The organism is Colwellia sp. BRX8-7, assembly GCF_014077275.1.
Classification (GTDB): domain Bacteria; phylum Pseudomonadota; class Gammaproteobacteria; order Enterobacterales; family Alteromonadaceae; genus Colwellia_A.
This window is the reverse complement of sequence record NZ_JACGVP010000014.1, coordinates 107,608-133,914: the sequence shown is the minus strand read 5'-3', so window position 1 is coordinate 133,914 and position 26,307 is coordinate 107,608. Positions and strand designations below refer to the sequence as shown.

Annotated in this window: 20 protein-coding genes, 1 tRNA gene and 1 pseudogene; 14 read left to right on the top strand and 8 right to left on the bottom strand. The window is 37.5% G+C overall.

Features of this window, described 5'->3' with window-relative positions; all coding sequences use genetic code 11:
• Together H4J57_RS20140 and H4J57_RS14575 are read right to left on the bottom strand one after the other, a co-directional pair.
• Nucleotides 1–123: pseudogene (locus H4J57_RS20140) on the bottom strand (transposase); the annotation flags it as partial.
• Nucleotides 124–359: 236 nt separating this feature from the next.
• Nucleotides 360–2,696, bottom strand: coding sequence for an ATP-binding protein (locus H4J57_RS14575; RefSeq protein ID WP_182243444.1), 2,337 nt, complete (start codon nucleotides 2,694–2,696; stop codon nucleotides 360–362).
• Nucleotides 2,697–2,811: 115 nt separating this feature from the next.
• On the opposite strand from H4J57_RS14575, the gene H4J57_RS14570 reads away from it, so the two are divergent.
• On the top strand, nucleotides 2,812–3,435 hold the full coding sequence (locus H4J57_RS14570) for a class D beta-lactamase (protein ID WP_182243443.1): 624 nt from the start codon (nucleotides 2,812–2,814) through the stop codon (nucleotides 3,433–3,435).
• A gap of 668 nt (nucleotides 3,436–4,103) precedes the next feature.
• Here the strand turns inward: H4J57_RS14570 and H4J57_RS14565 are convergent.
• The 5 genes from H4J57_RS14565 to fdxA form a co-directional block, all read right to left on the bottom strand.
• Nucleotides 4,104–4,180, bottom strand: a tRNA-Val gene (locus H4J57_RS14565).
• Between the two features lie 102 nt (nucleotides 4,181–4,282).
• Complete coding sequence (locus tag H4J57_RS14560) at nucleotides 4,283–5,644, bottom strand: MATE family efflux transporter (protein ID WP_070373752.1); 1,362 nt, start codon at nucleotides 5,642–5,644, stop codon at nucleotides 4,283–4,285.
• 149 nt (nucleotides 5,645–5,793) lie between these two features.
• Complete coding sequence (locus H4J57_RS14555; protein WP_070373751.1) at nucleotides 5,794–6,015, bottom strand: CPXCG motif-containing cysteine-rich protein; 222 nt, start codon at nucleotides 6,013–6,015, stop codon at nucleotides 5,794–5,796.
• 129 nt (nucleotides 6,016–6,144) lie between these two features.
• Entirely contained in the window at nucleotides 6,145–7,011 is an 867-nt protein-coding gene (locus H4J57_RS14550; RefSeq protein WP_182243441.1) for a fructosamine kinase family protein, read from the bottom strand.
• Nucleotides 7,012–7,091: 80 nt separating this feature from the next.
• On the bottom strand, nucleotides 7,092–7,421 hold the full coding sequence (gene fdxA / locus H4J57_RS14545; protein WP_182218013.1) for a ferredoxin FdxA: 330 nt from the start codon (nucleotides 7,419–7,421) through the stop codon (nucleotides 7,092–7,094).
• Nucleotides 7,422–7,562: 141 nt separating this feature from the next.
• On the opposite strand from fdxA, the gene H4J57_RS14540 reads away from it, so the two are divergent.
• The 11 genes from H4J57_RS14540 (at nucleotide 7,563) to H4J57_RS14490 (ending at nucleotide 19,993) form a co-directional block, all read left to right on the top strand.
• Entirely contained in the window at nucleotides 7,563–9,206 is a 1,644-nt protein-coding gene (locus tag H4J57_RS14540) for an NAD(P)/FAD-dependent oxidoreductase (protein WP_182218015.1), read from the top strand.
• A gap of 140 nt (nucleotides 9,207–9,346) precedes the next feature.
• Complete coding sequence (gene thrS / locus H4J57_RS14535; protein WP_182243439.1) at nucleotides 9,347–11,257, top strand: threonine--tRNA ligase; 1,911 nt, start codon at nucleotides 9,347–9,349, stop codon at nucleotides 11,255–11,257.
• Nucleotides 11,258–11,372: 115 nt separating this feature from the next.
• Nucleotides 11,373–11,927, top strand: coding sequence for a translation initiation factor IF-3 (infC, locus tag H4J57_RS14530; RefSeq protein WP_070373746.1), 555 nt, complete (start codon nucleotides 11,373–11,375; stop codon nucleotides 11,925–11,927).
• 214 nt (nucleotides 11,928–12,141) lie between these two features.
• Nucleotides 12,142–12,336 (top strand): 50S ribosomal protein L35, encoded by a 195-nt coding sequence (gene rpmI / locus H4J57_RS14525; protein ID WP_070373745.1) that lies wholly within the window; start codon nucleotides 12,142–12,144, stop codon nucleotides 12,334–12,336.
• A 15-nt stretch (nucleotides 12,337–12,351) separates the two neighbouring features.
• Nucleotides 12,352–12,711: a 50S ribosomal protein L20 gene (gene rplT / locus H4J57_RS14520; RefSeq protein ID WP_070373744.1), complete on the top strand. Its 360-nt coding sequence runs from the start codon at nucleotides 12,352–12,354 to the stop codon at nucleotides 12,709–12,711.
• A gap of 275 nt (nucleotides 12,712–12,986) precedes the next feature.
• A complete protein-coding gene (locus tag H4J57_RS14515; RefSeq protein ID WP_070373743.1) occupies nucleotides 12,987–14,090 on the top strand; it encodes a phosphoribosylaminoimidazolesuccinocarboxamide synthase in 1,104 nt (367 codons plus the stop codon).
• 330 nt (nucleotides 14,091–14,420) lie between these two features.
• A complete protein-coding gene (locus H4J57_RS14510; protein ID WP_070373742.1) occupies nucleotides 14,421–14,759 on the top strand; it encodes a P-II family nitrogen regulator in 339 nt (112 codons plus the stop codon).
• A complete protein-coding gene (locus H4J57_RS14505) occupies nucleotides 14,746–16,080 on the top strand; it encodes an ammonium transporter (RefSeq protein ID WP_259366867.1) in 1,335 nt (444 codons plus the stop codon). Before H4J57_RS14510 ends, H4J57_RS14505 begins: the two co-directional genes overlap by 14 nt.
• A 215-nt stretch (nucleotides 16,081–16,295) precedes the next feature.
• Nucleotides 16,296–17,276, top strand: coding sequence for a phenylalanine--tRNA ligase subunit alpha (pheS, locus tag H4J57_RS14500; protein ID WP_070373741.1), 981 nt, complete (start codon nucleotides 16,296–16,298; stop codon nucleotides 17,274–17,276).
• Between the two features lie 11 nt (nucleotides 17,277–17,287).
• Entirely contained in the window at nucleotides 17,288–19,699 is a 2,412-nt protein-coding gene (gene pheT, locus H4J57_RS14495; protein WP_182243438.1) for a phenylalanine--tRNA ligase subunit beta, read from the top strand.
• Between the two features lie 3 nt (nucleotides 19,700–19,702).
• The gene (locus tag H4J57_RS14490; RefSeq protein ID WP_070373739.1) at nucleotides 19,703–19,993 is read left to right on the top strand and encodes an integration host factor subunit alpha; all 291 of its coding nucleotides are present in this window, start codon (nucleotides 19,703–19,705) and stop codon (nucleotides 19,991–19,993) included.
• Between the two features lie 226 nt (nucleotides 19,994–20,219).
• On the opposite strand, the gene H4J57_RS14485 is transcribed toward H4J57_RS14490, so the two are convergent.
• On the bottom strand, nucleotides 20,220–20,780 hold the full coding sequence (locus H4J57_RS14485; RefSeq protein ID WP_182221999.1) for a DUF2937 family protein: 561 nt from the start codon (nucleotides 20,778–20,780) through the stop codon (nucleotides 20,220–20,222).
• Nucleotides 20,781–20,984: 204 nt separating this feature from the next.
• On the opposite strand from H4J57_RS14485, the gene H4J57_RS14480 reads away from it, so the two are divergent.
• Nucleotides 20,985–21,593, top strand: a complete 609-nt coding sequence (locus H4J57_RS14480) for a hypothetical protein (RefSeq protein ID WP_182243436.1) — start codon at nucleotides 20,985–20,987, stop codon at nucleotides 21,591–21,593.
• 174 nt (nucleotides 21,594–21,767) lie between these two features.
• Nucleotides 21,768–26,210, top strand: coding sequence for a thrombospondin type 3 repeat-containing protein (locus tag H4J57_RS20135; RefSeq protein ID WP_259366866.1), 4,443 nt, complete (start codon nucleotides 21,768–21,770; stop codon nucleotides 26,208–26,210).
• Nucleotides 26,211–26,307: the final 97 nt, after the last annotated feature.

Below are 26,307 nucleotides of genomic sequence, written 5' to 3'. Positions count from 1 at the left end.
CTCATAACTGACACCGGTTTCTTTATCAACACCACATAAAAAGGCTTTTCGAACGGTTTGACTGCAAATATGATAATACGGCGTATCAGATAAACTAATTTGTTGTGAACGAGGCTTGGGCATAACTATCACCACACTTAACAGGGGTGAATTAAGTGTAGTTTATTGTTGAAAAAACAAACAGGTTATTGTGGGTGGCTTAATTAATGATTTTATGAGGAGTACCGATAACACTACTTAAATCACATCTAAAAATAGACTAGTTACCATCATCATGAACGTTTAAGAAACATATTACCCTGTCTCCTAAATTTTGCTTCTAAAGGCATAGACTTATTTGGTGTTAGTTAACTGCGGAACTAAAAGATATATTCTGATATCATCAAAAAAACTGTTTTTTGCTTAATGGGTTTAGTCATATAATCATTCATTCCTGACTTAATCGCTTTTTCAGTATCTTGGATACTAGCATGAGCTGACATACCAATAATTACAGTGTCTTTATCAAACATTCTAATTTGTTCTGTGGCTTGTAGTCCGTCTAACTCAGGCATTTGTATATCCATTAACACTAAAGAATAAGTGTCGTTTTTCATTTTTTCTACTGCCTGTAAGCCATTCTCTGCTATATCAATTGAAATATTTAATGGCTCTAGTGTTTTTTTAGCTACAATTTGGTTGATTCTATTGTCTTCAACGAGCAATATTTTTTTTCCATACAAAGCTGCTTTTAATTTTACTAAATCAAAATCAGCTGATTCTTCTATTTTTTTCTCAAACTTTTTAGTAGAGTATGTCAAAGGTATGGTGAATGTGAATTCAGTGCCTTTATCTCGTTCACTTTTTAGTGTAATTTCCCCCCCCATCATTTCGACTAATTGCTTACTTATCGCTAATCCTAATCCTGTGCCACCAAACTTTCTAGTGATTGAATTATCGGCTTGAGAAAAAGCTATAAATAAGTTTTTTTGTTGTTCTGGCGTTATACCTATTCCTGTGTCTTTAACACTTAACTCGATGATAACGTTCTTTTCGTTTTGTCTTTTTAGACGTGTGTTAATATCAATACTGCCATGTTCCGTAAATTTTATAGCATTACTAACCAAATTAATGATGATTTGTTCTATTTTTAGTGGATCACCAATTAAGTGGCTAGGAATCAAATCATCTAATAGGAAATTTAATGATATATTTTTTTTATTAATATCCGACTTACAGATTTGTGTTATTTTTTTAAGGATAGCACTAAAGTTAAATGAGATTTTTTCCAACTCAAGTTGCTTGGATCCTATTTTAGAAAAGTCTAATACGTCATTAATTATTTGCAGTAAGTGTTCACCTGAGCGTTGTATTTGTTCAAGTGAATCATCTTTTTCAAATAAAACTTTGGTGTTTCTTCCTATTTCAGCAAAACCTAAAACTGCATTCATAGGGGTTCTTATTTCATGGCTCATATTAGATAGAAAAATAGATTTTGCTGCATTTGCTGCATTTGCTTTATCAATAGCATCATTTAGCGCATTATTTTGAGACTTTATCTTTGATAGATTCTTTGATATTTCTTGGCTCATAGTGTTTATCCCTTGAGCTAAAGTACCTAATTCATCCGAACGACAGTCTTTAATTAAGTCTTTATAATTACCTAATGCAATGTTATTAACTGATTTGTTCATCACTATAAGTCGTTTAAAAACCAGCTTATTCAAAAAATAAAGTGTAAGTACAATAACGCTAAAAAGAAGTAGGGCGCCAACTAAAAAGAGAGGCAGAATAACAATACTTCCTTCCATTGCTTCTTTTGAAAACAAACTCATTGCATACCATTCTATTTCCTCGATATACACAATAGCGGCTATATAATTAACTTCATTAATTCTGATATCAATCGTTTTTACCGAATGACTATTAGTATTATTTTTTAGTTTTATTAAGCTGCTTTTATCTAGATCATCCCCGATGACTTGATGCCATTCTTTGTTGGACAAAAACTTTGAAAGAGAGGGATGATAACGACTGGTATTTTCATTCAAACTAGTACGAAATACACCATGATTATCAATAAGTACATCTAAAATATCTTGGTTAGAGGTACTGAGCAATTCATTAGTAATAGTTGAGACTAGTGCGTAGCTTCCAACCGTTCCAATGACTTTATCATTTTCTCTTACTATATAATCAAAAAAAACATAGGTGTTTCCATCAATAGTATTAATATCAGCATCGACATAAAACTCATTATTTTCTTCTAGCTTTTTTGGTAGCCAAGAATTTTCTTCTAATTTCAACGGAACCGTTTTTATGGTATTACTCTCTTTATTCCAATCAATACTAGTAAGAGGTGCAATTGAAAGGATAAACCAGCCATAGCAATCTATAACTTGACAGTCTTTTTCAACAGACTGAATCGCTTTTGTTTTAAATTTTTCATTATCGTTATTTTTCATCCAGTCTTGATACGTATTATTGAGCAAGGAACGTTTAACTAGATTTAAGTTTTGTGTAAAATGACTGAGGGCTTTTTCTTTGTTGATAATGGCATGTTGAAGCACCATTTTTTTACCTAAATCTTGTTCAACTCCAGTAATGAAATCTTTTAAAAAATATGAAAAAAACACTAATACAAGAATAAAAACCAAAATAATTAAAAAGATTATTCTAAGACGAATCGATTTGTTTTTTATGGATTTATTAATCATTAATTGGGGCGATTTATTAATATTCTTACCGTAGTTATAAACTAAATATCATTATTAAGCAAAGTCTATACTGATAAGGCAATACATTATAAATCCCGAAAGAGCTGTTAAGCGAATGACACTTTGGTCAACATTCAAAATTCCACATTCCCTTATAATTTTAGATACAGGCGTCATTAAAAATACTGAAGTAGAGCTTACTTTTGATATAGCGGATTATCCAATTCAAAAGTGGTGGCCTAAAACTTGGTATGAAGCTCCTATTTCTTTAAGGGAGGCTTATAAGTATTCAGCAGTTCCTATCTATCAAGATACAGCAAGTAAAATTAATAAAAAGAGAATGAGTCAATACTTAGCTGATTTTCAATATGGTAATCAAGATATATCATCAGGTATTGATAATTTTTGGTTGAATAAAAGTATAAAAATAAGTGCTAAAGAGCAAGTCGACTTCCTTCAACGCTTATATAATCATAAGTTAGCAGTATCGAAAAGTTCATTGATGCAGTTGAAAGACATCATGTTAGCTGAAACTACCAAAGATTATAAATTATATGCCAAAACGGGATCTGGTGGAGTCGCTCAAGATAATGCCCTAGGCTGGTATGTAGGGTTTATTGAAACTAAGAAAGAAACTTATTATTTTGCTTTTAATATTGATGGCAAGTCTTTTAAAGAGGTCATCAAAACTAGGATTGATGCTGCAAAAGAGCAACTATCATTAGCGGGAATTATATAACTTAATAATAAATAATCACTTCAGAATAAAATGCCCTGTTGGTACTAAGCTAGTATTCGTTTTATGTTGAATGTCGGCAATGGTGCCAAGCAAACCTTTGGCTATGATAAATTAAACAAAAATTAAGACCGCTTTGTAGCTTCCTGACATAATCGATTAGAACAACCTCCTTAATAGGAAACACCATCCTAAAGTAGTACATATGAAGGTCTTTATAGTCTCTGGTAACTGTTGATGGGTTTAATAGATGTGTAGATTAATGGTTAAGAGGTGTCACAAAAGTCAATTAAAGTCTAATTACATTGTTATATAACAGGGCGATTATTTACAATTTGTTTTGTTACATTAATTGCTACAATCTATCAATAAATTCGCAATATGTAATTTGTTGAATCAGCCAGTATATATGAGTTTGCAGCGCATTCATCTGTACCTAGGTGTGGCTGCTTGGGTCGCACGGAACCATCATGTAATTTATCCCCTAAAGACCTTATATCATCAGACTCACTTAGTTTAGAATCTGTCCGTAGTAAATTGGTCACTTGTTGAAGGGAATTTCTTTAGATACCATCTACAAATCAATAAGAGATAGTTATTTAGATTAGATGTAAAACTTTGTTTATGAAAGCAAAAACGGGATTACATTGCTGTAATCCCGTTCTTTAATTTGGTGCTCGCTACTGGACTCGAACCAGTGACACCTTGCATGTCATGCAAGTACTCTAACCAACTGAGCTAAGCGAGCAATTGTTAGTTGCTTTAACCAACGGGCGTCATATTATCGATATGAAATGTTAGTTGCAAGTAGTTTTATGTATTTCAATTTAAATAATTAACTGTTTGCTTATTAATGCGCCATTTCGACTCTTTTTTGAATGATACTGAGTCGCCAAGCTAATAATACGGCTGCGGTTGTTAAGCCAAAAATTATACCTATCCAAAAACCATAAGGACCAATCGGGTCAATTATCCAGTTGGTTAACCCTAAAATTAGCCCTAAACTTAAGCCAATGACCCAATATGAAAAGAAAGTAATGTATAAAATAGACTGCGTATCTTTATAGCCTCGCAATGCTCCCGCAGAAATAACTTGTATTGCATCGGAAAACTGAAATAAAGAAGCTAAAAACATTAGGCTAGCGGCTAACTCAATCACTTTTCTATCTAGCGTATATATTTCTGCGATGGGGTAGCGTAAAGCAATCGTTAATAGTGCAGTACCAACTGCAATAACAAGTGACAATATCAGTGAATAATTGCATATTTCTTTCGCGTTAGCTAAATCATTATTACCAACGGCATAACCCACTTGTATAGTCACGGCCATAGCTAAACTTAATGGCACCATAAATACTAAGCCTGAAAAGTTAATGGCTATTTGATGGCTTGCAACAACCTCTGCACCAAAGGGCACCAGAATAATTGCGACTACGGCAAATAAACTCACCTCAAACAGTAATGACATTGCAATAGGAAAACCGATCGTCAGTATTTCTTTTATTTCTAGCCAGTTCGGCCAGTAAAAACGTTCAAATAATGAGGCATGTTTTAATTTTTTTGATACGTAACAATAAATAAACATCGAGACAAACATAACCCAATAAACGATAGCTGTGGCGATACCACAACCCGCACCACCTAGTGCAGGCATGCCAAACTCACCGTAGATAAAAATATAATTAGCCGGAATATTAATTAACAAACCTATGATACTGATGATCATTGTTGGTTTGGTATGCGACAAACCTTCAGAGTAGTTTCTTAAGACAAGATATAAACAAAAACCTGGACCACCCCAAACGATATAGCCTAAGTAATCAAAAAGTAATTGTTTTAAATGACTTTCTAGCGGGATCTGTTCAATGACTAAGGGAGTGATCGCATAATATAAAACGATCAACAACAGACCTAAGGTTAATGCTATCCATGCGGTTTGATAGGTCGCTTTGGCAACGTAATGGAATTTTTTTGCTCCAGCAAGTTGCGATACTATGGCAGCAAGTGCCATGACTAAACCATATATAGTTAGTATTAAGGGTAACCAAACACTGCTAGCAACCGCTACTGCAGCCATGTCGGTAGCGCTCACTCGACCAGCCATCACCGTGTCTGCAAATCCCATTAGGGTTTGCACAAGTTGAGCGATCAAAATAGGATAAGCCAATTTCATTAGGCTTTTGGTGTTTTTTCTAAAGTCAGTAATATTCATTAGGGAAGAGTGCTTATAAAACCATCATTTTAAGAAGAAAAATGATCAAGATGAGAATGATATAGGTTTAAAGCAGTTGTGCAATGTTTCTCTAGTGAATTTAGCCTTTATAAAAAACAATGGTGAAGCGAAAACAAGAGTAATAATTACTAAAAAACTTGTTCGTCATCACTGTCTATCGCTAATTGAATTTTTTGGCGGTATTCATCAATATGCATATTTAAGTGAATATCTCGACAACAAGAAGGGCACTCTTCGTAATAATCTTGATCACCAGCCGATGTATCTAAAGCTAAATGTAAGTGATGACCACAATGAGGGCAGCTAATACGTTTGTCTTTTATCGCTTGTAAGCTTGATTCCTGGGACATTTTGCCTCCTAGATTCTTTTGGTTACTGATGATTAAGTATGTTCATATTTGTAAAAATCGCTAACAAAATCAAAAATAAAGTTGTCTAAATTATTTAACTTATTGTGTGCAATCAATTTTATTTTAACATTAATGTAATGATAAAATTCGAGATAACAAAGCTCTTGATTGATCAATATAGATACCACCAAATAGATTCGCATGATTTAGGATATGATAAAAATTATAAATGAGCTTTCGTTGCTCATAGCCTTTTTCAAGGGGGAAAATATCTTGGTAACCCTGATAAAAATCATAAGGTAGTTGGCCAAAGAGTTCGGTCATCGCAATATCGACTTCTCGGTCACCATAATAGCAAGCAGGATCATAAATGACTGACAAAGAGTCCGTGAAGCCTAAGTTACCCATCCATAAGTCACCATGAACTAGGCAAGGTTTAACATCGTGATGATTTAATGCGTCGTGGCAAATATCAGTAATATGGTCAATGTTACCCAGTGTTATTGATTTTTCGCTCAGTAATTGTAATTGCCAAGCAACTCGTTGTTCTGAGAAGAAGGTTTTCCAATTACTACGCCAGTTGTTCGGCTGTAAAGTGTCGCCAATATAATTGTCGTGTTGCCAACCAAATTGTCCATGTGACGAACCTTTATGCATCAAGGCGAGCTGTGCACCTAAATTATACCAATGTTTTTCGGTAGCGTGTGAAAATGGAATGTAATCAAGCACAATAAAGCTTTTATCAAGGGTGCTTCCTAATGCTATAACTTCGGGGCAAGTAATTTGTTTAAGAGAACGTATTTGATTTAGGGCGTAAGCTTCTGATTCAAAATTGTTGAAGTGATTTTTATCTTTAATTTTAATAAAGTAATGATGTTGCTTATTGCTTAGTTGGTAAGCTAAATTGCTTTCACTTGTTGAAATAATGCGCTTTTTTTCAATAGTGAATTGCTCACCGGTTTCAGTTTTAATTGCTTGCTCAATAGATTGCCACATAATGCACCAATTATTCATTGACCCTGTTGGTGTGAGTATAGTTAATAATTGAGCAATGTGTTTATTTTGCTGAGCTGATTTTAATTTTCAATAATTAAGTGAGCTATTTTATTGGGTACGCCATCCCATTCTTGTGCATCGGCAGGTGCGGGTTTTACTTCGGTTATTCTCGGCCATACTTTAGCTAACTCAGCATTGAGTTCGATAAATTCTTTTTGATCTTCAGGAACGTCATCTTCTTGATATATAGCGCCTGCAGGGCATTCAACCGGACATAAGTCACAATCAATACAGTCTTCAGGACTGATGACTAAAAAATTAGGACCTTCATAAAATGCATCCACTGGGCATACTGCTACACAGTCGGTATATTTACATTTTATACAATTGTCGGTAACTACAAATGCCATAACGTACTCTTTTGATGAGATGAAATATTTTCGAGCTGATCATACCTAGCTTAGCAATAATTTCAATTGTTGATTTAACTGAGAGGTATGTTCAGGTAAAATGCCGAAAAATTCCCTTTTCTCTTTTTGGAACCGCTCACTATGTTGCGTTTAACAAATATCCAACTGCCGCTTGATCATGAAGAAGCTGATATAAAACTGGCTATTCTAGATACATTATCAATTTCTGAAGATCAGCTAATTGATTTTACGGTTCATAAGCGCGGATATGACGCACGTAAAAAAGCAAAAATAGTATTGATTTATACGCTTGATGTAGACACTCGCCTTAATGAAGAATTACTTGAAAAATTTGCTAAAGACAGCCAAGTAAAAGTAAGCCCTGACATGAGCTACAATTTTGTTGCCCAAGCGCCAGAAGTCTTATCACAACGACCTGTTGTTATTGGCTTTGGTCCATGTGGCTTATTTATCGGATTAGTACTTGCTCAAATGGGATTTAAGCCGATTATTTTAGAGCGCGGTAAAGAAGTACGTCAACGCACCAAAGATACCTTTGGCTTTTGGCGCAAAAAAATACTCAATACTGAATCTAATGTACAATTTGGTGAGGGTGGTGCAGGTACTTTCTCTGATGGTAAACTCTATAGCCAAGTTAAAGACAAGAAACATTATAGCCGTAAAGTGCTGCATGAATTTGTTGATGCAGGCGCGCCTGAAGAAATTCTATTTGTGAGTAAACCGCATATCGGTACCTTTAAGCTCGTTACTATGATTGAGCAAATGCGCGCTAAGATTATTGCGCTTGGTGGTGAAATTCGTTTTGAACAACGCGTTGACGAATTTCATTTTGATGAAGAGCAAGGTGCTGATGGACACAAACGTATTAATGGCTTAACACTGGCCAGTGGCGAACGTATTGATACCAATTATGTTGCTTTAGCCGTAGGTCATAGCGCTCGTGATACCTTTGAGATGCTTGTTAAAAATAAAGTCTCGGTAAAAGCTAAACCTTTTTCAGTTGGCTTTCGCATAGAGCATGAGCAATCAGTTATTGATGATGCACGTTTTGGTGACAATGCCGGTAATGAAATATTAGGCGCTGCAGATTATAAATTAGTACACCATTGTAATAATGGTCGAAGTGTTTACAGCTTCTGTATGTGTCCTGGCGGAACTGTAGTTGCAGCGGCATCAGAAGAAGGGCGCTTAGTCACTAATGGTATGAGCCAATACTCGCGTCATGAACGTAATGCGAATAGCGCAATTGTTGTTGGTATTGAGCCTAGCGACTTTGCTAATAAAGATGACCCTTCAGACGTATTATCGGGTATTGAATTTCAACGCCGTTTAGAAGAAACAGCCTTTAAACTCGGTGGAGAAAATTATGATGCGCCAGTGCAGTTAGTCGGTGACTTTCTTGCTGGACGTAAAAGCGGTGAGCATGGCGAAGTTAGCCCTTCATACAAGCCCGGCGTTAAATATTGCGACTTAAGTGAAACCTTACCTGATTACGCTATTGCCGCTATTCGTGAAGCATTACCTGCCTTTGAACGTAAGATAAAAGGTTTTTCAATGAATGATGCGACATTAACCGCTGTTGAGACAAGAACATCATCAACCATTCAAATTACCCGTGACAGAGAGTCACTGCAAAGCATTAATGTCGAAGGTCTTTATCCGGCTGGTGAAGGTGCTGGTTATGCCGGTGGTATATTATCTGCGGGTATTGATGGTATTAAAGTCGCAGAAGCGATGGCGCTGGCAATGATGGCAAAAAGATAAGTCTGTCTTTATATTGCAAATAAAGGGGAATTCCCCTATATTTGCGACCTCAAATATTTCCCAAAAGAAATAGTTTATATTATTAAAAATATATTCAAGCGTCACTTTGTGTGTGACGCCACTGAAATAAAGGAAAATTAATGCCTGTTATCACTCTCCCTGACGGTTCAAAACGTTCATTCGACAATGCAGTATCGGTAATGGATGTTGCCTTAGACATAGGACCTGGTCTTGCTAAAGCAACCATCGCGGGTCGTATCGACGGAAATCTTGTTGATGCTTGTGAATTAATTACCCAAGATGCTTCTTTACAACTTATCACTAATAAAGATAACGAAGCTCTTGAGATTATTCGTCATTCTTGTGCGCATTTACTAGGGCATGCTATTAAGCAGTTATACCCAAATGTTAAAATGGCGATTGGACCAACGATTGATAACGGCTTTTATTATGATATTGACCTTGAAGAGTCAATTACTGAAGACGATTTAGTCAAACTTGAAAAACGTATGACTGAACTAGCACGCACCGGTTATGACGTTGTTAAGAAAACAGGTTCATGGCAAGACGCTTACGATGCGTTTACTGAGCGTGGTGAAACCTACAAATTACAAATTCTTGATGAAAACATCGAGAAAACTGATACGCCTGCTTTATATCATCACCAAGAATACATTGATATGTGTCGTGGTCCTCATGTACCTAGTATGCGTCATTGTCATCATTTTAAATTGATGAAAGTTGCTGGTGCTTATTGGCGTGGTAATTCTGACAACAAAATGTTGCAACGTATTTACGGCACAGCATGGGCTGATAAAAAGCAACTTAAAGCGTATATCGTTCGTTTAGCAGAAGCTGAAAAGCGCGATCACCGTAAAATTGGTAAAACATTAGATTTATTTCATTGGCAAGAAGAAGCACCAGGCATGGTGTTTTGGCATAACGATGGTTGGACAATTTACACTGAGTTAGAGAAATTTATTCGTGAAAAATTACACGAATATGATTATGACGAAGTTAAAGCGCCGATGATGATGGACAGAAGCCTTTGGGAAAAATCAGGTCACTGGGAAAAATATGCCGACGGTATGTTCACCACTGAGTCTGAAAAGCGTGAATACGCGATAAAACCAATGAACTGTCCAGGTCATGTACAGATATTCAACCAAGGTTTAAAATCGTACCGCGATTTACCTTTACGTATTGCTGAGTTTGGTTGTTGTCATCGTAACGAGCCATCAGGTTCATTACATGGCTTAATGCGCGTTCGTGGCTTTACTCAAGATGATGCTCATATTTTCTGTATGGAATCACAAGTACAAGCCGAAGTAAAAAAATGTATCGAGATGGTATACGATGTCTATGGTTCATTTGGTTTTGAAGATGTTGTTGTTAAATTATCAACACGTCCTGAAAATCGCATTGGTAGTGATGAAATTTGGGACAAAGCTGAAGCGGGTCTTGCACAAGCATTAACCGACAGCGACATCAAATTTGAATATTTACCAGGCGAAGGAGCATTTTATGGTCCTAAGATTGAATTTACCTTAATGGATTGTTTAGGTCGTGCTTGGCAATGTGGTACAGTGCAGCTCGATTTTGCTTTACCAGAGCGTTTAGGCGCAACTTATGTTGGTGAAGACAACGAAAGATACATCCCAGTGATGATTCATCGTGCTATTTTAGGTTCACTTGAGCGTTTTATTGGAATTTTGATTGAAGAGTTTACCGGGAAGTTTCCGACCTGGTTATCTCCAATTCATGCAACTGTGATGAATATTACCGACAAACAGGGTCAATATTGTGAAAAAGTTGTTAAAAAACTAAAAGAAAGTGGATTTAGAGTAAAACTAGACTTGAGAAATGAGAAGATAGGCTTTAAAATCCGCGAGCACACTTTGAAGCGTGTTCCATATTTGTTAGTTGTTGGTGACAAAGAAATGGAAGCAGGCGAAATCGCTATTCGAACGCGAAGTGGTGAAGATTTAGGCAAAATGTCTGTTGATGACTTTATTTCTAAACTAAGTGAAGAAGTTAACTCTCGCAGTTAGCGTTGAAATTACTTATAATAACGTTTATAACATACATCAAAATATTTTATTAATCTGAGTAGTTGTTAAGTTAAAAATAACACCAGCTACTCGGAACAAAGTTCTTTGGAGGAACATGGCTATTAAAGGTGGACAACGAGGCGGGCAAAAAGAGCCAGCACATCGTTTAAATGAGTTAATTACAGGTATTGCTGATAATGAAGTTCGTTTGATTAGATTTGACGGAGAGCCTGGTGGCATCGTCACATTAGATGAAGCAATGGATCAAGCTGACGAAGCTGGTGTTGATCTTGTTGAAATAAGCCCTACGGCTAAACCTCCTGTACTCCGTGTTATGGATTACGGTAAGTTTATCTATGAAAAAGCTAAAGAACAAAAAGAACAACGCAAAAACCAGAAACAGATACAGGTTAAGGAAATCAAATTCCGTCCTGGAACAGATGAAGGCGACTATCAGGTAAAACTACGCAACCTGAAGCGCTTTTTAGAGGGTGGCGATAAAGTTAAAGTAACTTTACGTTTCCGTGGTCGTGAAATGGCTCACCAAGAACTCGGTTTACAACTACTAACTCGTGTTAAAAACGATTTAGAAGAGTTAACTGTACTTGAATTCTTCCCGCGTCGTGCGGAAGGAAGACAAATGGTGATGGTACTAGCACCTAAAAAATAATCAATAACCGGTATTTCAAGTAACTTAGTTTGGTGTAAATTAAAATAAGTTCACCATTATTGATTTTAACGGGTAACTTTAGGCCTGAAAGTAAAAACTAACGTTTATTTTTGTTTATCCTTAAATAAACGCGTTAAGTTTTTCGCCTAAGTTGCTAAATTTCAATGGCAATGTTTATGTGTAATAGCACAAACATGAATGCGGAGTAATATTCATGCCTAAAATGAAAACTAACAAAGGTGCTGCGAAGCGCTTTAAAAAAACAGCCTCTGGCTACAAGTTCAAACAAGCTGGCCTTCGTCATATCTTGACTAAGCGTCGTACTAAAGTTAAACGTCATCTTCGTGCTAAGTGCATGATTTCGGCGGCTGACATTAAGTCAGTTAAAAAACTTTTACGTCACGGTTAATAGGAGAGATATAGAATGGCTAGAGTAAAACGTGGTGTACAAGCTCGTGCACGTCACAAGAAGGTTCTAAAGCAAGCTAAAGGTTATTACGGAGCACGTAGCCGTGTTTACCGTGTTGCTTATCAAGCAGTAACTAAAGCAGGTCAGTACGCTTACCGCGATCGTCGTCAACGTAAACGTCAATTCCGTCAGCTTTGGATCACTCGTATAAATGCAGCAGCTCGCATAAACGGTTTATCTTACAGTGTTTTCATTAATGGTCTTAAAAAGGCTGCTATTGAAATCGATCGTAAGATCCTAGCTGATATTGCAGTATACGACAAAGCAACATTCACATTCTTAGTTGAAAAAGCGAAAGCTGCTTTAGCTGCATAGAACTTGAAAAAGCTTTGAGATAAGGACGCCATTAGGCGTCCTTTTCTTTTTTTAATTATACTAACTTGTTCTTTAGCTCACTTTCTGCGTTTTAAAGTACTTACTAATAGTTATTAGCACCGTTCTTTACTTTGGAAATTAAACTAAACACCTTGGTTATAATGTATTAAAATGTTTTTATTAATTATACCGAATACTATTTTATCTTTTGGGATAACGCGCAAAGATATTATTCGCTACAATTAATATTAACTTGATAATTAAGGTTTAAACCGATGAGTCTTGCAGATCAAATTTTAGCGGTAAATAATGATTTACCTATTCGTACCGATGCACCAGTTCACAGCGGTAAAGTGCGCAGTGTTTATTGGTTAACCGACGCGGATAGTAAGCGACTAATTCAAGAGAAAGGCTATGATGTTGCCGACGACACACCTTTAGCCATTATGGTTATTAGTGATCGTATTTCTGCTTTTGAATGTATTTGGCAAGGCGAAGGTGGTATGCAAGGTGTACCTGGAAAAGGTGCATCACTGAATGCTATATCAAATCATTGGTTTAAATTATTTAAAGATCAAGGTCTAGCCGATAGTCATATTCTTGATATTCCACATCCGTTTGTTTGGATCGTACAAAAAGCTAAACCTGTAATGATTGAAGCTATCTGTCGTCAGTATATTACCGGTTCTATGTGGCGTTCATACGTAAAAGGTGAACGTGATTTTTGTGGTATCGAATTAGCTGAAGGATTATTGAAAGATTCAAAGCTACCTGAACTTCTACAAACACCTTCAACAAAAGGTATTTTAGAAGGCATTCCGGGCGTTCCTGCGATTGATGATGTTAATATTACTCGCAAAAATATTGAAGATAATTTTGAAGCCTTTAATTTTAAAACGCCTGATGATATTACTTTATACGAAAAATTATTAACGGAAGGTTTTGACGTTATTTCTGATGCGTTGGCAAAGCTTGACCAAATCTTTGTAGATACTAAGTTTGAATTTGGCTATGTAAAAGACAAAGCTGGCAACGACAAGTTAATTTATATGGACGAAGTGGGTACGCCTGATTCTTCACGTATTTGGGATGGCGAGCAATATCGTGCCGGTAAAGTGGTTGAAAACTCTAAAGAAGGTTTCCGCCAATTACTTTTAGCACATTTCCCTGATGCTGATATTTTATTAAATAAAAATCGCATGGACGAGCGCTTAGCCTTAGCTCGTAACAATGAGTTACCGGCATCCGTGTTAATGGATGTGTCACAAACATACACAGCGATCGCTGAGAAAATTACCGGTCAAAAAATTGTTTTGTCTGCTAACCCTAAAGCTGAAATTATTGATATTTTACGCGAGCAGTATCAGCTAATCGATTAAGTCGTTATTGTCTCTGCTTAAAAGCTCTACACCCGTAGGGCTTTTTTTTTGTGCGCTATTTACCATCTCTAACTTTTGCTAATACTAAACCTTCAATTTTGCCCTTTACACTTTTTCTTAAACATAAAATCTGACTAATGGTCATAATCTGTGCACCAATATGGTGTTTGGGTTGTGTTTGTGTGTAACATCTTGGTGCATTTGAGCGGTGTAATATTAATTATTATTTTTTAACTTATTGTTTTTTATTTGATTGTCTCTTTGGGCACAAATGGTGCTTAAATAAATTTATATAAACAATCTTAAATAATATGCACTAAAGGTGAACAAATGAAGTTGATAACCGCAATAATCAAACCTTTTAAACTCGATGATGTTCGTGAAGCACTCAGTGAGATAGGTCTAGAAGGATTAACGTTAAGCGAAGTTAATGGTTTTGGCCGTCAAAAAGGTCATACCGAACTTTATCGTGGTGCCGAATATGTTGTCGATTTTTTACCAAAAATGAAACTTGAGCTCGCTGTTAAGGATGAAATGGTTGAGCGTGTTATCGACACTATTCTCGAAACAGCACAAACAGGAAAAATAGGTGACGGTAAGATATTTGTCACTAACATCGAACATATTGTTAGGATCAGAACAGGTGAAACAGATAATGAAGCTATTTAAACAGTTACACTCAAGCATAACGATGAATAAAGTATTAACACTGTTTGTTTTACTTTTGTCCGCGGTCGCATTGCCAAGTTTTGCCAGCAATGACGAATTGAACGGCGCAAATACGGCGTGGATCCTCACATCAACGGCTCTAGTCCTAATGATGACCTTACCCGGACTCGCTTTATTTTACGGTGGATTAGTTCGACGTAAAAATATTCTTTCTATTCTTATGCAGTGTTTTTCAATTGCTGCTCTTTCTTCGATACTTTGGTTTGTGGTCGGTTATAGCTTAGCCTTTGGTGAAGGTAATGCGTGGATAGGTGATTTTAGCAAAGTACTTATGATGGGAATAACCAAAGAAACCCTTGTTGGTGATATTCCGGAAAGCTTGTTTGCTTTATTTCAAATGACGTTTGCGGTTATTACTCCTGCACTTATTATTGGCGCTTATGCAGAAAGAATGAAGTTTTCTGCAGTCTTAATTTTTAGTGGCTTATGGTTGCTAGCGGTTTATGCTCCGGTAACTCATTGGGTTTGGGGCGGCGGTTGGTTAGGCCAAATGGGCATTTATGATTTTGCCGGTGGTATTGTGGTGCATATTACCTGTGGTGTTGCCGCCTTGGTTGCTGCTGTTGTTTTAGGTCCTCGATATGGTTTCCCTCGAACGCCTATGTTGCCACATAACTTAACCATGACTATTACGGGGGCAGGTTTGCTTTGGGTAGGTTGGTTTGGTTTCAATGGTGGTAGTGCCTTAGCCGCCAATGGTGACGCAGCAATGGCTATGTTAGTCACGCATTTATCCGCTTCAGCAGGTGCACTGACTTGGGCTGCTATTGAATGGAAAAAATTTGGTAAAGCGAGTGTCTTAGGCGCGGTAACGGGCATGGTTGCCGGTTTAGGGACAATAACACCTGCATCAGGCTTTGTTGGTCCAGGTGGCGCACTAGTTATAGGGATTTCTGCGGGTTTCATTTGTTTTTATTCAACGGTCTATATTAAACAAAAGTTAAAAATTGACGATTCTTTAGATGTTTTTCCCGTGCATGGTGTCGGGGGTATTTTAGGCACTTTATTAGCGGGTGTGTTTTCTTCTACAGAGTTAGGCGCTTTTAGTGGTTATGGTTATGCAGAGGGTATCACCACGATGTTAGGGCAGGTCAGTGTTCAATTAGTGGGAATTGGCGCTGTTATTGTCTATACGGCGGTTGTCTCTTACGTGTTGTTTAAGCTTGTTTCCTTGATGACTAAAGGCTTAAGGGTTGATAAAGAACAAGAAATAACGGGCCTTGATTTAATTGAACATGATGAATCAGGGTATAATTTGTAGTTAAATTTTGTGATTTAGACGTCAAAAAACAGCAAGGCCTTTATTGAAATAGAGGCCTTTTTCTTATCTGAGCTGTTTTTTCAGTAAAAGCACTCTTTTCACTACATAATCAATTGATTTTTGTGTAAAATCATACACCATTTATATTAATACCATCAGTCTAGCCAAAACCTTCAAATTTACTGAACGGTTTTAGAGCCGTTTTAGAGGAACTCATGAATTTAGACGATATAATATTGCAGGCAGAACAAGCTATTTCTGCAGCAAAAGATCCAGTAGAGCTTGATCAAGTTCGCGTTAATTTTTTAGGTAAGAAAGGTTTGTTCACTGAGCAAATGAAGGGCTTAAGTAAATTACCTAAAGAAGAAAAACCTAAAGCAGGGCAAGTGATCAATATTGCTAAGCAGCAAGTACAAAAATTATTAACCGAACGTGGTGAGTTATTGCGTGCAGAGGTTATTGCTAAACAGTTAGCTGCTGAGTCTATTGATGTAACATTGCCAGGGCGTAGTAATGACCTAGGTGGTTTACACCCAGTAACACGTACTATTGAGCGTATAGAAAGCTTTTTTGGTGATTTAGGTTTTTCTGTTAAAGAAGGTCCTGAGGTTGAAGACGATTTTCATAATTTTGATGCACTGAATATTCCAGAGCACCATCCTGCACGTCAAGACCATGACACTTTTTACTTCAATCCTAAGTTAGTTTTACGTACACAGACTTCTGGTGTACAAATTCGTACTATGGAAAAAGAGCAACCGCCTTTACGTATTATATCTCCAGGCAAAGTTTATCGTAATGATTACGATCAAACGCATACGCCAATGTTCCACCAAGTTGAAGGCTTAATGGTTGATAAAGATGTTAGCTTTACGCATCTTAAAGGTATTTTACACGACTTCTTACATCACTTTTTTGAAGAAGAAGTTGAAATTCGTTTCCGTCCTTCTTATTTCCCTTTTACTGAACCTTCAGCAGAAGTGGATATTATGGGCAAAAATGGCAAATGGTTAGAAGTTTTAGGTTGCGGTATGGTTCATCCTAACGTTTTAAAATCAGTAGGTATTGACCCTGAAGTATACACAGGTTTTGCTTTTGGCATGGGCGTTGAACGCTTAACCATGTTGCGCTACGGTGTAAACGATTTACGTTCATTCTTCGAAAATGATCTTCGCTTCTTAAAACAGTTCAAGTAGGAAAGCCAACAATGAAATTTAGTGAATCTTGGTTACGTGAGTGGGTTAATCCTGCTATTTCATCGAGTGAGTTAGCTCATCAAATAACTATGGCCGGCTTAGAAGTTGACGCTGTAGAACCTGTTGCGGGTGAATTTACCGGTGTATTAATTGGTGAAGTTGTTGAATGTGGGCCTCACCCTGACGCAGACAAATTACAAGTAACAAAAATAAACCTAGGTAGCGAGTTTAATGATGGCGAGTTAGTTGACATCGTTTGTGGCGCTAAAAACTGTCGTTTAGGCCTCAAGGTTGCTGTTGCAACGGTTGGCGCAGTTTTACCGGGTGACTTTAAAATTAAAAAAGCTAAATTGCGTGGCGTGCCTTCTCATGGCATGTTGTGTAGTGAGTCAGAAATTGGTTTGTCTGAAAGTGCTGACGGTATTATGGAGCTTGCACCCGATGCACCAATCGGTATGTGTGTTCGTGAATACTTAGACTTAAATGACGTTACCATCGATGTTGATTTAACGGCTAATCGCGGTGATTGTTTAGGCCTTAAAGGTTTAGCACGCGAAGTCGGGGTGTTAAATAGTGCTAATATTACTGAACCTGAAATTGTTGCTGTTGTTGCAACGATTGATGATGTGCGTGACATTACTTTATCTGCACCACAAGCTTGTCCGCGTTATTTAGGACGAGTGATTAAAAATATAGATGTAACCGCGAAAACACCGTTATGGATGGTAGAAAAATTACGCCGTTGTGGCACTCGCTCAATTGACCCTGTTGTCGATGTAACTAATTACGTGTTGCTTGAGCAAGGGCACCCGATGCACGCTTTTGATTTATCAAAAATCGATGGTGGTATTAATGTTCGTTTTGCTACGTCAGGTGAAAAACTTGTTTTACTTGACGGTAATGAAGTGACGCTTTCGAGCGAAACATTAGTGATTGCTGATGAAAGTAAAGCCTTAGCGATGGCTGGCATTTTTGGCGGAAAAGAATCGGGTGTTAAATCCGATGAAGAAGAAAAATCAACTGATATTTTCTTAGAAAGTGCTTTCTTTGCTCCCTTGGCTATTTTAGGTAAAGCCCGCCAATATGGTTTACATACTGATTCATCACATCGTTACGAACGTGGTATTGACCCTGAATTGCAGCGTAGTGCTATGGAACGTGCAACGACCTTATTATTAGCTATTGTCGGTGGCCAAGCAGGACCTATCGTTGAAGCATTAAGTGATGAACATTTACCAAAAGAAAAAACAGTAACCTTACGCCGCGAAAAACTTGATGGACGCATTGGTCATCATATTGAAGATGCTAAAGTGACTGAGATTTTAACGCGTTTAGGTTTCGAAATTGCCTTTGTAAATGATGTTTGGACCGTAGTGGTACCAGCATATCGTTTTGATATTAAAGTTGAAGTCGACTTAATTGAAGAAGTTGCGCGTATTTTTGGTTACAACAATATTCCAAATGTGTCGCCTAAAGCAACGTTGGCGATGCGCGAACAAAAAGAAAAGTTCATTCCGTTGAAACGTTTACGCAACGTTATGGTTAATCGTGGATATCAAGAAGCAATAACTTATAGTTTTGTTGACCCAAAAGTTCAAGCGCTTATTCACCCTGAACAAGCGGTGATGACTTTACCGCATCCAATTTCTTCTGAAATGTCGGTGATGCGTTTAAGTATGTGGACAGGCTTATTGCAATCGGTTATTTACAACCAGAACCGCCAGCAATCTCGCATCCGTTTATTTGAAACAGGTTTACGTTTTGTTCCAGATGAAGCCGCAGAAAACGGTGTTCGCCAAGAACAAATGTTTGCAGGTGTTGTGACCGGCCAGCGTAATGAAGAACATTGGGATATGGAAAAGTCTGCAAGTGATTTTTTTGATATTAAATCAGACGTAGAAGCCTTAATGGCTCTTACTGGCGATGCTTCGTTATATCAGTTTTCAAAAGATGAAATAGTCGCACTTCATCCTGGCCAAACCGCCGCAATCCATAAGAATGGTGTGCTGGTGGGACATGTTGGTACCTTACATCCTGAATTAGAAAGAAAATTAGGACTAAACGGTCGTACATTTATTTTTGAGCTATTATTGTCTGAAATTTCAACACAACAAATCCCTGAAGCTGGTGATATATCTCGCTTTCCTGCCAATAGACGTGACATAGCAGTGATCGTTGAAGAGCAAATTAATGCAAATAATGTCTTACAACTTATTGAAAAGGTTGGCGGAAATTATTTAGTTGATCTAAACTTGTTTGACGTATACCGAGGAAATGGTATTGAAGAAGGGTTTAAGAGCTTAGCGATAGCGATGACTTTACAGGATTGTGATAAAACCCTCGAAGAAAAAGACATTAATGAAGTCGTTGAACGTGTCGTAGACACATTAGAAACTGAGCTAAATGCATCACTGAGGAATTAGGTAATGGCGCTTACTAAAGCAGAAGTAGCAGAACATTTATTCGAGAAAGTTGGGCTGAGCAAACGCGACGCAAAAGATATGGTTGAGGTGTTTTTTGAAGAAATACGCGAAACGTTAGAAAGTGGCGAACAAGTTAAGCTTTCTGGTTTTGGTAACTTCGATCTTCGTGTTAAAAGCGAACGCCCAGGTCGTAACCCTAAAACGGGTGAAGATATTCCAATTTCTGCTCGTAAAGTTGTTACTTTCCGTCCTGGACAAAAATTAAAGAGTCGCGTTGAAAACGGTAACGGCTAATTAATAACGTATAAAGTTAGAGCATGCTTTTCTATGTATTCAATAATAGATGAGATGATGTTTATAGAAGGTTGCTACGGCAACCTTTTTTTATGCTTGCGAGAGAGCTGGGATAGATAAAATAGAGCCAAGCAAGGGTGGCAAGGGTAGTCTTTATTGATATCGTTTAGTTACGGTATCAATGTGTCTCTATGCGTGATCTAGAGTAGCGCTTAACTATCTTGCTTTAGTGTGAACTTTTTTGATGATTTAGTGACATCTTTTTACCTAGTAACTTAAGCAAAGAAACAATTATTTCCTTCGCTATTAAACCAACAATAGCGATGACCGCTCCAGTACTTAGTGCATTTATCTCAAGTGGGATAGTCAGTGAAAAATCAGTTAAGGTATCTTTAATAATGACTTTATCGCCATAAACAATAAAGTTATAAATCCGTTCAATATAAACGTCGCTAGTTATCACACTAAGTTGTGACTGCAAATACTCAACCCGTATGACCAATTGGTTAATAATTTCGGCTGTATTGACTATTGATGGCTCAGAATTAGCTTGATACTTCGTTATCATCGCTGATAAATTACCTTGGTAGTGCAGATCTGCAATGTTTTGAAATTCTACTAGGTGCAGTTTTGCTTCAGATAAGTGTCCGGACAGGCGATGTTTATATTGAATGATAAATGCCGGTAATTGCACACCTACTATAAATGTTACAGTGAAGAAACAGCGGTCAATAATATTATTAATCACTCTAAACATAGCTAACTTATCGCTTAAATATATATTCACAAAAAATAACATTAGCATATATTTGTTTATATTTTAAAATTTTTATGGTTTAAAAATTGCATATTTATAAAATAGATTATGCATTTGATATGAATGCAATAAAGAGTCAAATTTTTGATGGTGGTATCAATAGTGAAAATTAATATAGATAACAACGAACAAGAAAATTTAATATTGCAACACTCTCATTTGGGAAGAAATATAATGGTTAAAAATTTAAGTAAGCTGCGGAAAACTTTTGCCGTTGGCGGTATCTTTATTGCTTCAAGTCTTTTTTCATACAGTGTTAATGCTTTAGAAGTAGCAGGTAACATTCACAAAGGTCAAGACGCTAACAGCCAAGGTTATAGTTTTTCTTTAGCAGACAGCTTTACTAAAGGTGGAAATTTCTATTGGACTGCTTCTTATAATAACTTAGAAAAAGTAAAATATGATTTACCTTTCACCATAACCGACGAACGTTTTTTTAAAGTTAATACCATTGATGGGCTTGTTAGTTATCGTCATAAGATACAAAGTTATAATGCTTTTTTCAAAAAATTAACGATTGAATATCAACTGGGCGCTTCACTAGCGCTCACTGAAAATAAACTTACCTATACCGACCCAAACAGTTCAGATACAGTGGAAATATACCCTTCGCAAGAAAATGATATAAACATGGTACTAGGCGTTGTTGCCTATTATAAGTTTAATAAAAATACTGCATTAAACCTAGGTGTTAAACATCAACCTAATTTTTCTGAATTTGGTGCTATAACATCTGTTTATGTTGGTCTAAGTTATCGTTTTGGACGAGGCTTAGATTATTAAGTTGGATAGAAAAAGTTGTCTAGCCTAGCATTTAAGGTCTTTGTTGATGAAATTTGCTAAAGTTTAAAGAAGAAATTAATAATGATCACCATTAAATAGGTGGTCTTGTTAATTTCAAGACGTAATAACTTACACCTGTAAGTTTAAAATATATTGCTATTGGTGGGGATGTTTATGCCATTAAGAATTCATTCAGTCGTTTTTCCTCTCGTATTAACACTTATGAGCAGTTTTCCTGTTTATGCGGTTGTACCACAATGCCCTCCGCCAACTCCTTTACTCGATGCTGATGGTGATGGTTACGACGATACTATGGTTATTGGCGGCGCTTATGATTTATTTCCAACTGACCCAACCGAGTGGTATGACACAGACTTAGACGGTATTGGTAATAATGCTGATCCTGATGATGACGGTGATGGTGTACCCGACGGTTTTGATTTTAACCGTGATGGTGACCCTGTACTGAACGCATACGATCCTTTTATCGAAAATTCTTTTGAATGGCTTGATACCGACGGTGATTGCTCTGGCAATACGGTTGATCTTGATGATGATGGTGATGGCGTTGTTGATGTTGTTGATATATATCCCCTTAATCCACTTGAATGGGACGATACCGACAGTGATACTATAGGCAACAATACCGATACTGATGATGATGGTGACGGTATCATTGACCGCTATGATGCTTTTCCGCTTGATGCCTCTGAACAACTTGATACTGATTCTGACGGTATAGGTAATAACACTGATACCGATGACGATGGCGATACTATTCTAGACGTTGATGATGCTTTTCCACTTGATAGCTCAGAGCAAAGAGATCTTGATAATGACGGTATAGGTGATAATGCTGATAACGATAGTGATGGTGACAGTTACGCAAATGGTATTGATGTATGGCCCAATGATGCGTCAAGATGGTTTGATACCGATGGTGATGGTATCGATAATAATATTGATACCGATGATGACACCCACGATGGTACCGGTGTTGGTGATGGTTTCCTTGATATAAATGATGATTTTCCGCTAAATGCGAGTGAATGGTTAGATACTGACAGTGACGGTGTTGGCGATAATGGTGATACAGATATTGATGGCGATGGCCATTTAAATGTAAACGATGCTTTTCCGCTTGATAGCACTGAATTTATTGATACTGATGGTGACGGTACAGGCAATAATGCCGATACAGACGACGATGGTGATGGTGTTTTAGACAGCAGTGACCCTTTTCCGCTTAATGTTAATGAGTCAGTAGATACAGATTTTGATGGTATAGGTAATAACTCTGATGCCGACGATGATAATGACGGCGTTTTAGATGACATTAACGGCAATGGTATTATCGATGGTTTAGATGATGTCTTTCCATTAGACCCTAGTGAATATATTGATACTGACGGTGATGGAACAGGTAATGTTGCTGATACCGATGATGATGGCGACAATGTAGCTGATGGCGTCGATAGATTTCCATTAGATGCAAGTGAGTGGCTTGATACTGATGGAGACGGCGTTGGTAATAATACTGATACAGATGATGATAACGATGGAATATTAGATGTAAATGAAACACCGGCAAACTCACTGTTACCCTTAGCAACCACAGATACCGATGGTGATGGCGTTGCTGATAATACCGATCTTGATGATGACACGCACGATTTTACCGGTGTCGGTGATGGTATTCCTGATGCGATAGATCTTTTTCCTTTCGATGCAACTGAATGGAATGATTTAGATGGCGATTTTATCGGCGATAATAGCGATCCAGATATTGATGGCGATGGTATTGCCAATGCGGTTGATCCCGGACCAACCGATCCGTTAGCAAGAACAGATACGGATGGTGACGGTTTAGCTAATGAAACTAATGATAATGATGACGACAATGATGGTGTTGCAGATAACATCGATTTATTTCCGTTAAATTCGGCTGAAAGCATAGATACTGACGGCGATGGTATTGGTAACAACGCTGATCCAGATGATGATGGTGACGGTTTTGCTGATAATGCTGATGCCTTTCCATTAGATGTAAGCGAATATTTAGATACCGACGGTGATGGCACAGGTAATAATGTTGATATCAATGATGATGGTGATAGTGAACCAGATGCTAACGACCCTTTTCCTTTAGATCCTAACGAGTGGCAAGATACCGACGGAGATCTTGTTGGTAACAATAGCGACAGTGACGATGACAACGATGGTTTAGTTGATAGCCTAGATGCTTTTCCATTAGATGTTAATGAAAGGCTTGATACCGATAATGACGGCATAGGTAATAATGCAGATACCGATGACGATAATGACAGTTATCTTGATAGTAATGATTTATATCCATTAGATGCAACTGAATGGCAAGACTCGGATGGAGATGGCCTAGGCGATAACGCTGATGCCGATGATGACAACGATAGTATTCTTGATACTGATGATGCTTTTCCGTTTGATCCAGGAGAAATATTTGACACTGATGGCGATGGTATTGGTGATGTACTTGATACTGACGACGATAATGATGGTGTGCTAGATAACGTTGATTTATTTCCCTTTGACCCGAATGAATCACGTGACAGTGATAATGACGGTATTGGAAATAATAGCGATAGTGACGATGATAATGACGGTGTGCTTGATATCGACGATGCTTTCCCACTCGATCCGATAGAAAGTGTTGATACCGATGGTGATGGTATTGGCAATGTTAACGATATCGATGATGATAACGACGGTGTCTTTGATTATCTCGACCAGTTACCGCTAAACCCGACAGAGTCACTAGATTTTGATTTTGATGGTTTAGGTAATAATGCCGATCCTGATGACGATAATGACGGCATGAGTGATGTCTTTGAGCTTCAATATGGTTTTAACCCATTTAACGATGCTGATGCACTAATTGATACAGATTCAGACGGCACGGTAAATGTTGATGAAGAGCGTAACAACACCAATCCATTAATTGACGATTATGCGCCATTGATAACGGTCCCACAAGCAGTTCACCTTGATGCTGATCATACCTTTACTGCGCTAACACAAACACAATTGGTACAGTTAACCGACGTTTATGTTGAAGATGGTCGTGATGGCGCTAACTGTTGTGCATTAACACCGGTGGGTTTTGAGCGCGGACAAAAATATATTACCTCAGGGTTGTACAATATTATATGGCGAGCGGTTGACGAGGCTGGTAATGTTTCAACCACCCCACAAGTGCTTAATGTTTATCCGTTAGTGAACTTTAGTGCGACGCAAACAATAGGTGAGGGTGCTACGGCTCGGGTTGAAGTTGTCTTGTCAGGCAAAGCGCCGGCTTATCCCATTGAATTACCTTTTGCTATTTCTGGTAATGTAGATGCCCTTGATTATAAGATAACAGACAATAAAATTGTTATTACCGAGGGCACGTCAGGCTTTATTGATATTTTGATTAATAAAGACTTTCAAGCAGAAAGTGATGAACAGCTTGTGCTGAGTTTTGGCAATGAAATAAATACCGGTGTCAATAATAGCCACACCATAGTTATTACTGAAAATAATATAGTACCGACAACACAATTGCGTATGACTCAGCAAAATATAGCGGTTTCTAGTATCAGTAAAGACCAAGGTGAAGTGACCATAGAGCTACAGATAAATGATGATAATCCAAATGATTCACACATTATTCATTGGTTACTGCCTGAGTATATCAATGCCGAAATAAGTGCCAGTCAATTAAAGGTCTATTTGCAACCTGACAACTTTGTTTTACCTGAAGAAATAAGAGGATTAATTACGGTAGAAGTGAGTGTTACTGATAATGGCAGTGGCGAATTGTCACAAACTCATCGCCTTAGTATTCCGGTTAATAGCATTTTAGCTCGACTTGATGGTAGTGATACAGACAGTGATGGTATCGCAGATAATATTGAAGGTTATGCTGATGACGATAACGATGGTGTTCCGGCATTTTTAGATAACAATGATATTGCTTATTTGCAGCCATTACATGTTAATGCCGGTAAAACTAAGTTAATGGAAACTGAGCCAGGCTTAAGATTACGCTTAGGTAAATATGCGTTACAGCAGTTTTCAGATGGCGTGCAAATGACACAACAAGAGATGGATGCAACCGGTTTAGTCGCAACGGACACTTATAACCATCGTAGTGATTACTTTGACTTTGAAATTCATCAGGTGACTCCGTTTGGTGCCTCTGCTGCTGTGGTTATTCCGTTAAATGATGGTATTCCACAAAATGCGCTTTACCGGAAATTTAATCGTGACAGTGGTTGGCAAAACTTTGTTGAAAACAGCAAAAATACCTTAGCGTCTAGTCCAGCAGATAACGATGTATGTCCACCGCCACAGAGTGCTTTATACCAGACAGGTTTAACTGAAGGGCATCAATGTGTACGCTTATTGATTGAAGATGGCGGTGCAAACGATGCGGATGGTTTGGTTAACGGTATTATCGACGACCCAGGTGGTGTTGCCGTTGTGCCTAATGCTGAAGTTGCCAAGAAAACCGATCCTGAGCAATCAAGTAGTGGCAGTATTTACTGGTTATTATTACTGGTATTAGTGAGCTTACGATTGAAAAAGTTAAGTAAGTAAGTCATAACGCGACTTTGACAAACAAGTGAACATTTATGTTTGTTCGCCCGCTATTTTCCTATAAAATAGCGGGCAAATTTCCTCTTTCAATAATAAG